This window comes from Sphaerospermopsis sp. FACHB-1194, from assembly GCF_014696235.1.
In the GTDB taxonomy this organism is placed as follows: domain Bacteria; phylum Cyanobacteriota; class Cyanobacteriia; order Cyanobacteriales; family Nostocaceae; genus Sphaerospermopsis; species Sphaerospermopsis kisseleviana.
The window spans coordinates 99505-112692 of record NZ_JACJPU010000012.1 but is presented as its reverse complement, the minus strand read 5'-3'; the positions used below and the strand labels follow the sequence as shown (position 1 = coordinate 112692).

General features: G+C 35.4%; 22 protein-coding genes. 8 read left to right on the top strand and 14 right to left on the bottom strand.

Going from position 1 to position 13188, the window contains the following annotated elements:
* From H6F45_RS09910 to H6F45_RS09885, 7 genes are all read left to right on the top strand, one after another.
* The coding region (locus tag H6F45_RS09910) for a transposase (RefSeq protein ID WP_242052585.1) at positions 1–874 on the top strand (874 nt) is incomplete at its 5' end.
* The gene (locus H6F45_RS26500) at positions 867–1025 is read left to right on the top strand and encodes a zinc ribbon domain-containing protein (RefSeq protein WP_347237724.1); all 159 of its coding nucleotides are present in this window, start codon (positions 867–869) and stop codon (positions 1023–1025) included. The genes H6F45_RS09910 and H6F45_RS26500, both read left to right, overlap by 8 nt.
* 71 nt (positions 1026–1096) lie before the next feature.
* Positions 1097–1996, top strand: a complete 900-nt coding sequence (locus tag H6F45_RS09905) for an alpha/beta hydrolase (RefSeq protein WP_137669226.1) — start codon at positions 1097–1099, stop codon at positions 1994–1996.
* A gap of 165 nt (positions 1997–2161) precedes the next feature.
* Positions 2162–3133 carry a GTP-binding protein gene (locus H6F45_RS09900; RefSeq protein WP_096565609.1) on the top strand — a complete coding sequence of 324 codons (972 nt, stop codon included), beginning with the start codon at positions 2162–2164 and terminating at the stop codon, positions 3131–3133.
* A 123-nt stretch (positions 3134–3256) separates the two neighbouring features.
* Positions 3257–4297 (top strand): WD40 repeat domain-containing protein, encoded by a 1041-nt coding sequence (locus H6F45_RS09895; protein ID WP_190347083.1) that lies wholly within the window; start codon positions 3257–3259, stop codon positions 4295–4297.
* 47 nt (positions 4298–4344) lie between these two features.
* Complete coding sequence (locus H6F45_RS09890; protein ID WP_096565605.1) at positions 4345–4632, top strand: hypothetical protein; 288 nt, start codon at positions 4345–4347, stop codon at positions 4630–4632.
* A 304-nt stretch (positions 4633–4936) separates the two neighbouring features.
* Positions 4937–5935: a zinc ABC transporter substrate-binding protein gene (locus H6F45_RS09885; protein ID WP_190347082.1), complete on the top strand. Its 999-nt coding sequence runs from the start codon at positions 4937–4939 to the stop codon at positions 5933–5935.
* Here H6F45_RS09885 and H6F45_RS09880 read toward each other — a convergent pair.
* The 3 genes from H6F45_RS09880 to H6F45_RS09870 form a co-directional block, all read right to left on the bottom strand.
* Positions 5816–6061 (bottom strand): hypothetical protein, encoded by a 246-nt coding sequence (locus tag H6F45_RS09880; protein WP_190347081.1) that lies wholly within the window; start codon positions 6059–6061, stop codon positions 5816–5818. The two genes, H6F45_RS09885 and H6F45_RS09880, sit on opposite strands and share 120 nt — an antisense overlap.
* 47 nt (positions 6062–6108) lie before the next feature.
* Complete coding sequence (locus H6F45_RS09875; RefSeq protein WP_096565601.1) at positions 6109–7473, bottom strand: cytochrome P450; 1365 nt, start codon at positions 7471–7473, stop codon at positions 6109–6111.
* A 226-nt stretch (positions 7474–7699) separates the two neighbouring features.
* Positions 7700–8824: a saccharopine dehydrogenase NADP-binding domain-containing protein gene (locus H6F45_RS09870; protein ID WP_137669339.1), complete on the bottom strand. Its 1125-nt coding sequence runs from the start codon at positions 8822–8824 to the stop codon at positions 7700–7702.
* A 216-nt stretch (positions 8825–9040) separates the two neighbouring features.
* Here H6F45_RS09870 and H6F45_RS09865 point away from each other — a divergent pair, with 216 nt between their 5' ends.
* A complete protein-coding gene (locus tag H6F45_RS09865) occupies positions 9041–9244 on the top strand; it encodes a HigA family addiction module antitoxin (RefSeq protein WP_137669338.1) in 204 nt (67 codons plus the stop codon).
* 13 nt (positions 9245–9257) lie between these two features.
* Here H6F45_RS09865 and H6F45_RS09860 read toward each other — a convergent pair whose 3' ends face one another.
* From H6F45_RS09860 to H6F45_RS09810, 11 genes are all read right to left on the bottom strand, one after another.
* Positions 9258–9851, bottom strand: coding sequence for a Uma2 family endonuclease (locus H6F45_RS09860; protein WP_137669337.1), 594 nt, complete (start codon positions 9849–9851; stop codon positions 9258–9260).
* 208 nt (positions 9852–10059) lie between these two features.
* Positions 10060–10377 carry a PIN domain-containing protein gene (locus H6F45_RS09855; RefSeq protein WP_242027343.1) on the bottom strand — a complete coding sequence of 106 codons (318 nt, stop codon included), beginning with the start codon at positions 10375–10377 and terminating at the stop codon, positions 10060–10062.
* Positions 10364–10618, bottom strand: coding sequence for a DUF2281 domain-containing protein (locus tag H6F45_RS09850; RefSeq protein WP_190347080.1), 255 nt, complete (start codon positions 10616–10618; stop codon positions 10364–10366). Before H6F45_RS09850 ends, H6F45_RS09855 begins: the two co-directional genes overlap by 14 nt.
* A gap of 31 nt (positions 10619–10649) precedes the next feature.
* Entirely contained in the window at positions 10650–10862 is a 213-nt protein-coding gene (locus H6F45_RS09845) for a hypothetical protein (protein WP_137669556.1), read from the bottom strand.
* Between the two features lie 149 nt (positions 10863–11011).
* Positions 11012–11413, bottom strand: coding sequence for a type II toxin-antitoxin system VapC family toxin (locus H6F45_RS09840; protein WP_190347079.1), 402 nt, complete (start codon positions 11411–11413; stop codon positions 11012–11014).
* Entirely contained in the window at positions 11410–11670 is a 261-nt protein-coding gene (locus tag H6F45_RS09835; RefSeq protein ID WP_190347078.1) for a DUF2281 domain-containing protein, read from the bottom strand. Before H6F45_RS09835 ends, H6F45_RS09840 begins: the two co-directional genes overlap by 4 nt.
* 96 nt (positions 11671–11766) lie before the next feature.
* On the bottom strand, positions 11767–11994 hold the full coding sequence (locus H6F45_RS09830) for a hypothetical protein (RefSeq protein WP_190347077.1): 228 nt from the start codon (positions 11992–11994) through the stop codon (positions 11767–11769).
* A gap of 185 nt (positions 11995–12179) precedes the next feature.
* Positions 12180–12338, bottom strand: a complete 159-nt coding sequence (locus tag H6F45_RS09825; RefSeq protein ID WP_190347076.1) for a type II toxin-antitoxin system HicA family toxin — start codon at positions 12336–12338, stop codon at positions 12180–12182.
* Positions 12339–12557 carry a type II toxin-antitoxin system HicB family antitoxin gene (locus H6F45_RS09820; protein WP_137669294.1) on the bottom strand — a complete coding sequence of 73 codons (219 nt, stop codon included), beginning with the start codon at positions 12555–12557 and terminating at the stop codon, positions 12339–12341.
* Between the two features lie 75 nt (positions 12558–12632).
* Positions 12633–12980: a type II toxin-antitoxin system PemK/MazF family toxin gene (locus H6F45_RS09815; RefSeq protein ID WP_137669293.1), complete on the bottom strand. Its 348-nt coding sequence runs from the start codon at positions 12978–12980 to the stop codon at positions 12633–12635.
* Positions 12959–13183, bottom strand: a complete 225-nt coding sequence (locus H6F45_RS09810) for a ribbon-helix-helix domain-containing protein (RefSeq protein WP_137669292.1) — start codon at positions 13181–13183, stop codon at positions 12959–12961. The genes H6F45_RS09815 and H6F45_RS09810 overlap by 22 nt, the downstream gene beginning before the upstream one ends.
* Between the last annotated feature and the right edge of the window lie 5 nt (positions 13184–13188).

Sequence of the window (13188 nt, the reverse complement as noted above, 5' to 3'; positions counted from 1 at the left end):
ACCAGAAGACAAAATCAAATTTCCCACAGCCATAGATTTACACAAATGGTTAGTAGCAGCCATTAAATCTACCCATCCTTGGTATTATGAAGTGTCTAAATGCGCCCCTCAATACGCATTAAGATATCTCTCAGATGCCTTTAAAGCCTTCTTCAAAAAAAGTAAAGGCTTTCCTAAGTTTAAGAAAAAAGGGAGAGATGATTCTTTTACCTTAGATGGTGTCATAAAAATTGACTACAGAAAGGTAAAAGTACCCGTAATTGGTTGGATAAAAACTTATGAAATTCTCCCTACAGCATATCAACCGAAATCTGTCACCATCAGTAAACAAGCTGACAAGTGGTTTATCTCTTGGAAAATAGAAATAGAAACGACTCAAACCCATAAAAATCAAGAGTTTGTAGGAGTTGATTTAGGAATAAATCATCTAGCAATATTATCAACAGGAGAAGTATTTGATGGAGTAAAAAGTTATAAAAAGTATGAGAAAAAGTTAGCAAGAATGCAATATTTGAACCGTCATAAAAAAGTAGGTTCAAATAACTATAGAAAAGCCCAAATCAAAATAGCGAGATTACACCAAAAAATAGCCAACATCAGAAAAGATACATTACACAAAATCACCACCCATATCAGCAAAAACCACGCGGTGATAGGGATAGAAGATTTGAATGTATCTGGGATGTTAGCGAATGGGAAATTATCAAAAGCTATAGCCGATATGGGCTTTTATCAATTCAGAAGGCAGCTAGAATATAAAACACAACTGTATGGTAGTAAGTTAGTAATTGTGGATAGATATTATCCGAGTAGCAAGACTGAGGGGTTGTGGAGAAAAGAAATCATCACTGTCATTATCTCAAAGAGTGTTTAAATGTGATAACTGTGGCTTTGAGATTGACAGAGATTTAAACGCTGCGATTAATTTAAAACAAGAAGCGGTCAGATTGATCGTGTTAGCCTGTGGACTAGATAGTGCCGACACTGCTAGGGTGAAACAGAAAGAAAAAGCCAACTTTTGTTAGCATTAGTTAGCTTTTTTGTATCGGAGAAAATAACCAATTACCAATTACCAATTACCAATTACCAATCACCAATGACGACTTTATCTACTACTGGTGTATTTGCTGGTGAAGTTAAAGAATTTCCCTGGAATTGGCAAAATCAGCCGTTGCGGGTGGTTTATGAAACCATAGGGGAGGGTTCACCACTTTTATTACTTCCTGCTTTTAGTAGCGTTTCCACACGGGGAGAAGTGGGAGAACTTGCCAAGTTACTCTCTACCCATTTTCAGGTTACTGCTATTGACTGGCCGGGTTTTGGTGAAAGTTCACGCTTGAGTTTAGATTACAATCCCGCCATATATGAGCAATTTTTAGCAGATTTTGTGAAATCTGTTTTTAATACTCCAATTATTGTGGTTGCTGCTGGTCATGCTACTGGTTATGTATTAAAGCTGGCATTTAAACAACCAGAAGCTATTTCTAAAATTGTCTTGTTAGCACCGACTTGGCGCGGACCCTTGCCAACAATGGGGGCAAATGCCAATATAGCTGCTATGGTGCGGGGGATGGTGCGATCGCCTATTTTCGGTCAAGCACTCTACAAGCTAAACACTACCCCATCCTTTTTAAGTTGGATGTATCGCCGTCACGTTTTCACTGATACAACTAAACTTACACCCGAATTTATCGCCGAAAAATGGCAAACCACCCAACAACCAAACGCCAGATTTGCATCTGCGGCCTTTGTCACTGGCAACATTGATACTATTCACAGTCAAGCGGAATTTTTATCCTTGGTTGAGTCCGTAAACGTTCCCATCATTGCATTTATAGGCGCGTCTAGTCCACCAAAATCACGGCAAGAAATGGACGCTTTAGCAAAGTTACCAAAAATTACCAGCGTGATTATTCCTGGTACTTTGGGACTTCATGAGGAATATCCAGCAATTGTTTTTGATGCAATACTGCCATTTTTAACCAATATGTGTTAAACAGAGAATGATTCTCAATGACTGTCAGGAGTCAGGAGTCAGAATATTTGGGTTAACTGCTAGATGGCAAACAAGAATTTTTGACATAAGTGTTAAAAAGCTGACTCCTAACTGTTGATAGCCAACGAACCAATCATCAAATTATCTAAAAATTGCCTTAAAATTATGATGACTTCAGAAATAGCAAATACCGTACCCGTAACCGTTTTAACTGGCTATTTAGGTGCGGGAAAAACTACCCTCCTCAACCATATTCTCACCTACCAACATGGTAAAAAAGTAGCAGTTATCGTCAATGAATTTGGGGAAGTAGGCATTGATAATCAATTAGTAATTGATGCAGATGAAGAAATATTTGAAATGAACAATGGCTGTATTTGTTGTACAGTGCGTGGTGATTTAATCCGCATCATTGGTAATTTGATGAAACGCCGGGATAAATTTGATCATTTAGTAATTGAAACCACCGGATTAGCCGATCCTGCACCTGTGATTCAGACATTCTTTGTTGATGAAGATATGCAGAGTCAACTATCACTAGATGCAGTAGTTACAGTGGTAGATGCCAAACATATTTGGCAACATTGGGAAGCAGACGAAGCCCAAGAACAAATTGCTTTTGCTGATGTGATTTTATTAAATAAAACTGATTTAGTCACACCAGAAATTTTAGAGGAATTAGAAAAACGCATTCGTTCAATGAATGCAATGGCGAAAATTTACCGCACCCGAAATTCTGAATTATCAATGGATGCTTTATTGGGGGTAAATGCCTTTGATTTAGAACGCGCTTTAGAAATTGATCCTAACTTCTTAGGTGAAGATGCCCATGAACATGATGAAAGTGTTTATTCTATAGCTTTAGTAGAATCAGGTGCAATAGATGGGGAAAAATTAAATGCTTGGATGTCAGAATTACTTAGCACCAAAGGAACTGATATTTTCCGCATGAAAGGCATTTTAAACATTGCTGGTGAAGATAACCGCTTTGTTTTCCAAGGTGTACACATGATTTTTGATGGTAAAGCAGATAGACCTTGGAAAGAGAATGAAACCAGAAAAAATGAACTTGTTTTTATTGGACGTAATTTAGATGAAGCCAAGTTAAAACAAGATTTTCTGGCTTGTATTGTTTAGAAAGTCAGGATTTGTAGAAAGTCAGGATTCGTAGGGGTTTAGCAGTGCTAAACCCTGAAAATAGAGATGGTGAAGAAAAGATTTTTCCCAATCACCAATCACCAGTCACCAATCACCTAATATATGAATTTCACAACTAACAAACCTCAACAATTTACAACCTACTATTCAGGTCATTTTGCAGATTATATCACCTCTCTAAATTGGTCATCCACAGGTGAAAAACTGGCTGTAATATCTGCTGCGGGAGAAGTTTTAATCTGGGAAAATTGCGAAATTACTCACTTACAAACAACTACAGGTAAATCAATAGACTGTGTAGCTTTTTCCGCTGATGGTAAATATTTAGCCGTGGGTGGACAAGATGGAAAAGTAAAGATTTGGCGAGAAAATCAATTAATTAAAACCTTAGAAAATGCCCCTGCTTGGGTTGATAAATTAGCTTGGAATCATACTAATAATCTATTAGCTTTTAGTTTAGGGCGTTATGTGCAAGTTTGGGATGTAGAAACAGAAGAAATTGTTGTCACTCTTAACTTTGAAAATTCATCAATTTTAGGAATTGATTGGCGTAAAGATGGAAAATATTTAGCTATTAGTGGTTATAAAGGAGTGAAAATTTGGAATAGTGAAGATTGGGATGATGAACCGTATATTTTAGCTATGGGTACAGTTAGTGTAGCAATGGCTTGGTCACCTAATGGTAAATATTTAGCGTCAGGAAATATGGATCGTAGCGTCACCGTTTTAGAATGGGAAAATCCTGATCCTTGGGTTATGCGTGGTTTTCCAGGTAAAATTCGTCAGTTAGCTTGGTCAGAAATTACAACTGCTACAGGTGCGCCGCTTTTAGCTGCTTCCAGTGTGGAAGGTGTGGTAGTTTGGGAAAAATCAGCGGATGAATCTTTAGGTTGGGAAGCGCGAATTTTAACCAATCATGTGGATATAATTAATGCGATCGCCTATGCACCCCAAAGTTATATACTTGCTTCTGCTGGTGCTGATGGGTGGTTATGTTTATGGAACGAGAATTTTGAAGTATCGCAAATTCTCACAGGTGTACGTGGTGGTTTTTCTACTTTAGCTTGGCATCCCCAAGGTAAATTTTTAGCCGCTGGTGGGGAACAAGGAGAGCTACTAATTTGGTCAAAAACTAATGACTAATGTTGAATAATTGGTTATGCTGTATCAGCAGCCTTTAAGGGTGAACTATGAACATAACTAAAAACATAACTAAACTGATTTTTCTGGCTTGTCATCTGTTTTTAGCATCTTTGTTTTTGCTAGTAAGTCCAGCACAAGCATCTACTAGATGGAAGACTGTAGCTACTTCTGATCAGATTGTAGCGGCATCTGTACAACCAATTCCCGAATTAACAAAACCCATTTTCAAACAACAAAACCAGCAAATTTTAAATAATATTGGTTGCAGTTGTAGTGCTTGTGTTCAATCTAATTTTCATAAGTTGCAAGGTAAATTACCTAGTGCTGACTTTTAATCAAGTTAGCAATTATGAAACCAAATTCCGGCACAGTATTACTCATTTCTGTGCCTTTACTACTTGATTAATTTAGCTCTTAAAACACCACAATATTTTTTGGAGCATCCCAACTTTGAAAAAATAACCCCAGCAACACTAAAAAATCTCTTAAAACCTCTTACCTTTGTGTCCTTTGCGCCCTTTGTGGTTCAATCATATCAGGATCTGGGAGCGTTTTATTTCGTTAGATCAACATAAATTTACACATTTGGAATGCTCCCTATTTTTTGATTTAAATTTAATTTAGAAATAGCAGTTATTTATGACAAAAAAAATCATATACAAGAATTTATTAAATATTGCCTTATTGGTGATTTCCCTGGGATTTTCTGGTTGCAACAATCGCAATTTCAATACCAGATATATTCAGTATAATCAGACGCAAAATATTAACAAAAATCTTCCTCAAGTAGTGGCAACTACCAGTGTATTATGTGATTTAACTAAACAAGTTGCGGGAGAAACAATAAACTTGACTTGTTTAATTCCTCCTGGTTTAAATCCGAGTATTTATGAACCGACATCAGAAGATATTCAAGCCATTGAACAAGCTAAACTTATTTTATATCATGGTTATAATTTTGAATCAATTTTAATTAAAGTTATTCAAAATGCTCAAAATAATGCACCCAAAATAGCAGTTGCTCAACGTGCTGTCACCACACCTGAAAGATTACGTAAAAATGGTAAAAGTTTCACTGAACCACATATTTGGCATGATGTGAAAAATACTATTAAAATGGCAGAAGTAGTTAATAGTAATTTAAGTAAAATATTACCTCAACATCGAAAAGAATATAGTAGCAATACCAGTAAATTAACCCAAGAATTAAACAAACTAAACAACTGGGTTCAGTCCACACTTGACACTATTCCTGATAAAAATCGCAAATTGCTAACAACCCACGAAGCCATGATTTATTATGTCAAAGCTTATGGTTTTCCCTATAAAGGTAGTTTAGCAGATATTAGGAATGAAGATAATTTAACAGATACAAAAGTGAAAAATTTAGCCCAATATATTCAAAAAACAAAAGCACCAACAGTTTTTGCAGATACAACAATTAATCTTATGTCACTTCAACCTATTACCAGTAAAGCAAATGTGAAACTTTTTGATAGACAACTTTATATTGATGGACTAGGTAAACCTGGTAGTGATGGAGAAACCTATCAAAAAATGATAGATGCAAATACCCGCAGTATTGTTGAAGGTTTGGGAGGTACTTATTTGAAATTTGAGCCAAATATTGGTAGGTAAACTGGTGACTGGTGACTGGTGACTGGTGACTGGTGACTGGTGACTGGTGACTGGTGACTGGTGACTGGTGACTGGTGACTGGTGACTGGTGACTGGTGACTGGGTAATCAATTTTATTTTTTCCAATTACCAATTACCAATTACCAATTACCAATTACCAATTACCAATATAACTAAACTCCCGCAGTAGTTTTTACCCTTTCTCTTTTTCCTTTTGCCACTAACCATTTACCACCAGAAGGGGCTGAGGTGACACCACGACGCACGGGTTTAACAGGAATGTTGTTCACTAATTGAAAATCTAATTGTGAAAGAATTGTGGCTAAAACTAGCTTCATTTCAAATAGTGCAAATGACATTCCTAAACATTTACGATTTCCACCACCAAAGGGTAAATATTCATAGGGTGCAAATTGTTTTTCTAAAAATCTTTCTGGTTTAAATTTCTCTGGTTCGGGATATAAATCTGGGCGGCGATGGGTTGAATATATGCAGCCTACTAACCATGAACCTGGGGGAAATTCATAACCCATGATTTCTATTGGTGATTTAACAATTCTCGGTAAGGTAATCATGGCAATGGGATAAATGCGGAGAGTTTCGTTACAAACTGCAGTTAAATAAGGTAGGCGAAAAATTTCGTTTTTATCTGTATTTTCATCTATGTTATTTAACTCTTGTAACAGGTTTTCTCGCACTTCTGGTAAATGATGAATCCAATATAATGCCCATGTAATTGCGGAAGCTGTGGTTTCATGACCTGCTACTAACAAAGTCATTAATTCATCTCGCAATTCTACATCGGTCATGGCTTCACCATTTTCATCTCGCGCTGACATCATCAAAGAAAGAATATCAGTTCGATTTGGATCAGGATGATCTCTGCGTTCTTGAATTTCTGCATATAATAATTGATCAATTTTTTCCCTTTGTCGTAAAAAATAACCCCAGGGACTCCATTCTCCTAAATCTACTTGTAGTGCTGGGAAAAAATTAACGGCTGCTCGTAGGGGAGTATCACCGAAATTCAAAAGTGAACAAAGCAGCTTTTCTAATTCTCTAAATCTTTCTCCTTCACAGATGCCAAATACTGTATGTAAAATAACTTTTAGAGAAATTTCTTGGATTGATTCTCTGACAGAAAATGGTGTACCTATTTGCCATTTGTTGATCACTTCTTTGGTAATATCAGTGATAGTTTTACCATAGGCTTTCATGCGATCGCCATAAAATGGTGGTGTTAATAATCGCCGTTGACGTTGGTGTTCTGTTCCACTCAGCAACAATAAAGATTTTTCACCCAAAAAAGATTTTAAAAGTTGTGAACCTCTAGCATCTAATTTTTCTAGAGAAGCTGCAAAAAGTTCTTGAATTGCTTGGGGATGACTAATAAATATAATTGGTTCTTTACCAAGAATATATGTCTGGAAAAAATCACCATAATCTTTGGCATTTTTTTCCATAAATCCCCAAGGGTTGAATAACCATTGGAAGCGTTGGATAAATTGGGGAGTTGTCAGAGTAGGTAAGCTGGGCATAATACAGAAGATTAAAAATGATTTCTTACTAGATTAACAAATATAACCATAAATGCCAAATATGTATAAAAAATCTATCTTGAGGTTATTTCTACCTATTTATATTGATGAGTTTGAATAGTTTTAATGTCAGGAGTCAGAATTCAGGATTCAGAAGTTATTAATGTTGACTTTTGACTTAATTTATCTCCCCATCTCCGTCATCTCCTCTGTTACCTGATCCTTCCTATTCTCTCCTATGTATTGTTACCCAATGAGAACCAATTTGTATTTTTCTTTCTTCCATTATTTGTTTAAATAAATCTGTAGTTAATGCTGCTTCTACAGGTAAAACTCCGGGGTGTTTCAATTTACCTTCTAATAATAATTTGGCAATACTACCAGTACCTAAACCAGAAGCAATGGCTGTATTTTCATGGATTAATGTAGAAACATAAGCTGCTGTTTTACTATCTTTTTTTCCTGTGACTTCTGCGCGTACTGCTACACCAATTCCAGTAAAGATATTAGTAAAATCGGTCATGCGATGACTAACATGAGATAAAAATTCAATGGTTTCTTTCTTCTGTATTAACCATTTAGGAAAAATATGGGCGGTTATCCAAGTGAGATGGTTATAAAAATCAGGAACTGAACCAAATTTAGTAATTACAGTTTTGACAGTGGGGAAAGAATGGGGTAAGGTGATAGTTTCTGGCATATCAAACCAGTAAACTCCATTGCGTTTGTAGGGTAGGGAAAAATTTATTTCTTCCCTATCAGTATAGGGTTTAATTAACTGCCATTTGCCATTAATCCAAGCATTAAAAGAATGTTGTAAACCTAAAAAAGTGGTTCGCATGACTGTAACACCAGCACCACCAGAACCAGATACTAAATAACTTAAATGTATTTTTTCTGGTAAATCAAATTGTTCGATTCCTTGACGGACTAAACTGTTAGAAATACCAGGGAAAATACCCGTGTTAATAATTGCGGTGACACCAGCATTAACAGCTTTTTCATGTAATTTTAGGGCTTTTTGGGTGTAGGAACGGTGATCACTAACATCAAGATAATTGACACCTTGATCAATGCAAATTTCTAAAACTTGGGTGTCTCGATAGTGAAATGGTCCTGCACAGTGGATAACGAGGTGAGAGTTGGCGATCGCCTCTTGTAATTTTTCCACCTCACTCAAATCTAAAATCAGAAATTGCTCTCTTCCTCCCGAAGACAAGCTGACACCCTTTCCCGTCTCTGGGGAACGTCCAGTGATGGTAATATTTGCCTGGGTGTGGCTGAGAATATCATTAGCAACTGCGCTACCAATGCGTCCCCTTCCACCTAGTATTAATACACGATCTGTCATGATTACAGTTTAGACAACATTATGACAACATTATGACAACATTATTTTTATTTCACCAGATTTGTGTCCCCTTTGTCATCAGTTGTAAGTATGATAAGAATATTAGGGTTCAGAAATGCTAAACCCCTAACCCAAGGAAATCTTCATACTGTTGATGACGGGTATTTTCTGGGGAGCATCCCAATGAAAGCATGAAGGCAAAAATAACCTTTAAATATGACGGTGACAGAATTGGCTAATATTTTGGGTGTGTCTCGCAAAACGGTTTCAGAAATTGTGAATGAACGTGCAAGTGTAACACCTAATATTGCTTTGCGGTTAGCAAGTGCTTTTCAAACTACGCCGGAACTGAGGAAGAGATTTGATGTTTATATCATTATTATAATTATTGTTGGGTTTCCTTGCGTCAACCCAACCTAAAAACTACTACAAACTACTGTTTAAGACCTTTAATAAATTCTGTTCTCGCATCAATAATGGAAGGCATGAAAACACAATTTACTAACAAATCTATATCTAAATCTGGTAATAATTCACTTTGATTAATTTGCTCATAGTTATTATTTTTCAGATGATAGAGAGATAATTGATCATTTTCCCAAAACCAGACTTCGGTAATATTAAACCTTTTATATTTTTCCAGTTTATCAATACTACCACTGGTAATATTCACCTCAATTGCTAAATCTGGATTGGATTTTTTTTCTCCGATATAATAAGATTCATCAGGTTCAAAGGAAGCATTCTTTTCTTTTGCGCGACGAGTAGCACTACCGACTGGGATAAAGTTTATCCCTGTTTCAAAGAGATATGCTTCTATCAAAATAGCGATAATTTTTTTGATATTTTCGTGTTGTTCACCAAGTGTCATAAATTCTATGCACCCATCAAGATAAGTTATCCGCAAGTTTCCAGCATCTGCGGTTAAGGTTTCTATGATTTCAAATTCCTTCCAGGTGTAATAACCAGGTAGAAGAAATCGCTGTTCGCAAATTGTGGTGGTTTTGTCTAAGGTTTGGATAGTCATAGTAAATTTATGTTTATGACTTTATTTTTGATTATAACTCATGGTTAAGAAACCTAGTTAGTTATTAAATCTTTTTTAAACTGCAAACATCACTATCTTACTATAAATTAGCTCAAAACAGCAAATTTTCAAAAGGATAACTTTGCTTCCAACGATAGGTATTAAAGTCCCGTTGATCTACTGAAAAAATGCGCCCATGTCCTAAATATTATGCTAAAATTACTAAGGAAGCATCAGCTAAATCCATTGGTAAATTAGCATATTGTTCCATTAGCTGAATAATTCGCGGAGTATGGTGAGGTCCTAAATTAAAGACTGTAAATAATTCTTGTTGCAGACTGTTTAAAAAAGTAATTTGTGCTTGAAATCCTTTGCGAGTTAGGAAAAGATAACAGGTTTCTGTGACAACATACCATGTTGTAATTAAAGGTTCATTGCATTTTTTTAAAGCCTGTTTTGCTCTTTCATGGTAGGTGTCTGTTTGGTCAATGAGAGCTAACCAAAATCCTGTATCAACGATTATCATATTTATTTGGTAGTGTATTAGATAAAACTTCTTTATAGGTGGTTGATAAATTTTCTTCCACAGCACAACAACCAATTAATCCAATTTCATCAAATTTCTCATAGATGGTTTTTTCTTGATGATGATTTCCTGGTTGTGGATAACGTTTTTTTAATATCTGAATAAAATCAAGTAGTAAGATTTGTGCTTCTTCGGGTAAGCTGTTAATTTCTTGAGATATTTCTGCAAGTTTGATATCCATAGTTACTGCCTGTTTTTGAATTATGTTATTACTATAATAATGTATTTTCTGATTCTAAGCTAATTACACCTATTAAACTTTGAGTCCAGGGGTCAAGTTCAGATAAGTTTTTGATGGTGGGTTGTAGAGGTGTAGAAGATAGGGTTTCTTGTTGAATTGATGCTAGTAAAGTTTGTACAAGATGCCAGCGTTCTCTGATTGGTAGTTTTAATACCTGTTCTTGCAATTGTTGTAATTCAATCATAATTATTGTTGTTAACTTTATTATTCCTATTCTAACAGATTCTTACATAATGGTGATTTATGTTCTATATATTTGGTAATGGTTGGGTGGTTTGGGTGATGTTGGGTTGCGCTGCACTTAAACCAACCTACTCACTACAGGAATCCTTTTTAATGAGAAAACCAATTCTCTAATTTTAACTCGGAAATTCGGCTATAATGACGAGTGTTGTTAGTGACTAAAATATAGTTTCTAGTTAATGCGACACTAGCAATTAATAAATCAAAATCGGCTACTTGTTGTCCTATTTTTCTCAGTTCGGCTTTTAATTCACCAAACTTTTTGACTGCATTATTATCTAAAGTTATCACTGCAATATTTTGAATAAAGTTTTCTGCACGAGTTAAATTTTCTGCTACTTTTTGAGAATTGTAAGCACCAAAATATAATTCAGCAACGGTGATGTTACAAATACAAATATTTTCCCATCCTATTGTTTGAATTTTATTTGTAACTGAAGTAATATTTTTTAACCAGTAAATGCAGGTATCTGTATCTAATAAGTAAATCATAAGCTAATATCAGAGTGGTAAATAGTACGACTGTCATAAATTTCTTTAACGATTTCTTCTGCTGTGCGTTCATCTTCCCAAGCACCATATTTTTCTATAAATGTGTTTAATGGATGGGGTTGTGATGTGATTGTATTTTCTCGTTTTGGTTGTGGATAATGTTTTTTTAATATCTGAATAAAATCAAGGAGTAAGATTTGTGCTTCTTCGGGTAAGCTGTTAATTTCTTGAGATATTTCTGCAAGTTTGATATCCATAATTACTACCTGTTTTGAATTGTTTTATTACTATTATACTGCTTACCGGATATCTTCCCGGTCTTGTGCTGTAATTTTTTAACTATATTTATCTTCTTAATCATCAATATAACTCTCTTTTGTATTTTCTGATTTTAAGCTTATTACACCTATTAAAGTTTGAGTCCAGGGAGCAAGTTCAGATAAGTTTTCGATGGTGGGTTGTAGAGGTATAGAAGATAGGGTTTCTTGTTGAATTGATGCTAGTAAAGTTTGTACAAGATGCCAGCGTTCTCTGATCGGTAGTTTTAATACCTGTTCTTGCAATTGTTGTAATTCAATCATAATTATTGTTGTTAACTTTATTATTCCTATTTTAACAGATGCTTAGATAATGCTTATTTCTGTTCTATATAGCTGGTGATGTTGGGTTTCCTTGCGTTAACCCAACCTACTCACTAGATATTAGTCTACTTATATTCTAAAAATTCATCTACGGTAATTCCTGCTTGTCTAATTAAACTTCTCAATCAACCTGGTGCTAGTTCTTTATGATTAGGAACTGATAAAATAGGTTTTGATTCGTGCCAAAGTATGATATGACTTCCGGTTTGATGGTCTACAACATAGCCCAGTTTTTCAAAGATTTTGACTGCTTGTTTACCGGAGATATTTGATAAACGTCCCATTTATACTAATACTTCTCCTACAAAAGATTGAGATTCTTTTGGTACATAGGGTTTACCATGTTTTTCTAATACATGAAGATAGCCTTTTATAGCATCTTTGATATTTGTAATTGCTTCATCTAAGGTTTTACCTTGACTGACGCAACCAGGAAGTTCTGGTACTTCAGCAATGTAACCTTCGTATTCTGAATCATAGGTGAATATTACTTGAAATTTCATAGCGGTTTTTTTGGGAGGTCTTTTTTTAATTTAATAGTTGGGTTTTCTTGCGTCAACCTAACCTACTTACTACAATTAACTATTATTTAAACTCAGGTATCGCCGCAAAATATTTTGCGCTTTTTCTAATAATTCTGCTTCTAATTCTCCTAATTGTTGCGTTAAACGAACTTTATCAAAAGTCATCGGTTCAACACATATCAAAAGACTATCTACAGAAAGTCCGTTTTGTGCTGATGCAGGTACTTCTACTACTGCTGGTGAAATACGGGGGTTATTAGGTTTTGCAGAAGTAAAAGGTAAAACTGTGACTTTGCTGCGTTGGTTATTAAACAAAGTTCCAGAAATTATCAGTGCTGGACGAGTTTTTTGAATTTCTGTACCTACGGATGGGTCAAATGTTACGATCCAGATGCTTCCCATTCGGTAATCGCTATGTTTTGCCATTCACTTTCCCAACCTAATTCTAATTCATCAACCAAGGCGCAAGCTGCCGCTAGTGCTTCATTTTGTTGTTTTTCTTGCCATTGTTTCAAGAGACTTTCAATTAATGCACTACGGTTATCAACTTTTTGGTCAATGTAATTTAGTAGTTCATCTGGCAATGAAATTGAGATTTTAGCCATATCCT

Coding starts and splice junctions, on each gene's coding strand:
- H6F45_RS09905 (WP_137669226.1), top strand. CDS start 1,097: ATGACGACTTTATCTACTACTGGTGTATTTGCTGGTGAAGTTAAAGAA.
- H6F45_RS09900 (WP_096565609.1), top strand. CDS start 2,162: ATGATGACTTCAGAAATAGCAAATACCGTACCCGTAACCGTTTTAACT.
- H6F45_RS09895 (WP_190347083.1), top strand. CDS start 3,257: ATGAATTTCACAACTAACAAACCTCAACAATTTACAACCTACTATTCA.
- H6F45_RS09890 (WP_096565605.1), top strand. CDS start 4,345: ATGAACATAACTAAAAACATAACTAAACTGATTTTTCTGGCTTGTCAT.
- H6F45_RS09885 (WP_190347082.1), top strand. CDS start 4,937: ATGACAAAAAAAATCATATACAAGAATTTATTAAATATTGCCTTATTG.
- H6F45_RS09875 (WP_096565601.1), bottom strand. CDS start 7,473: ATGCCCAGCTTACCTACTCTGACAACTCCCCAATTTATCCAACGCTTC.
- H6F45_RS09870 (WP_137669339.1), bottom strand. CDS start 8,824: ATGACAGATCGTGTATTAATACTAGGTGGAAGGGGACGCATTGGTAGC.
- H6F45_RS09865 (WP_137669338.1), top strand. CDS start 9,041: ATGACGGTGACAGAATTGGCTAATATTTTGGGTGTGTCTCGCAAAACG.
- H6F45_RS09860 (WP_137669337.1), bottom strand. CDS start 9,851: ATGACTATCCAAACCTTAGACAAAACCACCACAATTTGCGAACAGCGA.
- H6F45_RS09855 (WP_242027343.1), bottom strand. CDS start 10,377: ATGATAATCGTTGATACAGGATTTTGGTTAGCTCTCATTGACCAAACA.
- H6F45_RS09850 (WP_190347080.1), bottom strand. CDS start 10,618: ATGGATATCAAACTTGCAGAAATATCTCAAGAAATTAACAGCTTACCC.
- H6F45_RS09845 (WP_137669556.1), bottom strand. CDS start 10,862: ATGATTGAATTACAACAATTGCAAGAACAGGTATTAAAACTACCAATC.
- H6F45_RS09840 (WP_190347079.1), bottom strand. CDS start 11,413: ATGATTTACTTATTAGATACAGATACCTGCATTTACTGGTTAAAAAAT.
- H6F45_RS09835 (WP_190347078.1), bottom strand. CDS start 11,670: ATGGATATCAAACTTGCAGAAATATCTCAAGAAATTAACAGCTTACCC.
- H6F45_RS09830 (WP_190347077.1), bottom strand. CDS start 11,994: ATGATTGAATTACAACAATTGCAAGAACAGGTATTAAAACTACCGATC.
- H6F45_RS09825 (WP_190347076.1), bottom strand. CDS start 12,338: ATGGGACGTTTATCAAATATCTCCGGTAAACAAGCAGTCAAAATCTTT.
- H6F45_RS09820 (WP_137669294.1), bottom strand. CDS start 12,557: ATGAAATTTCAAGTAATATTCACCTATGATTCAGAATACGAAGGTTAC.
- H6F45_RS09815 (WP_137669293.1), bottom strand. CDS start 12,980: ATGGGAAGCATCTGGATCGTAACATTTGACCCATCCGTAGGTACAGAA.
- H6F45_RS09810 (WP_137669292.1), bottom strand. CDS start 13,183: ATGGCTAAAATCTCAATTTCATTGCCAGATGAACTACTAAATTACATT.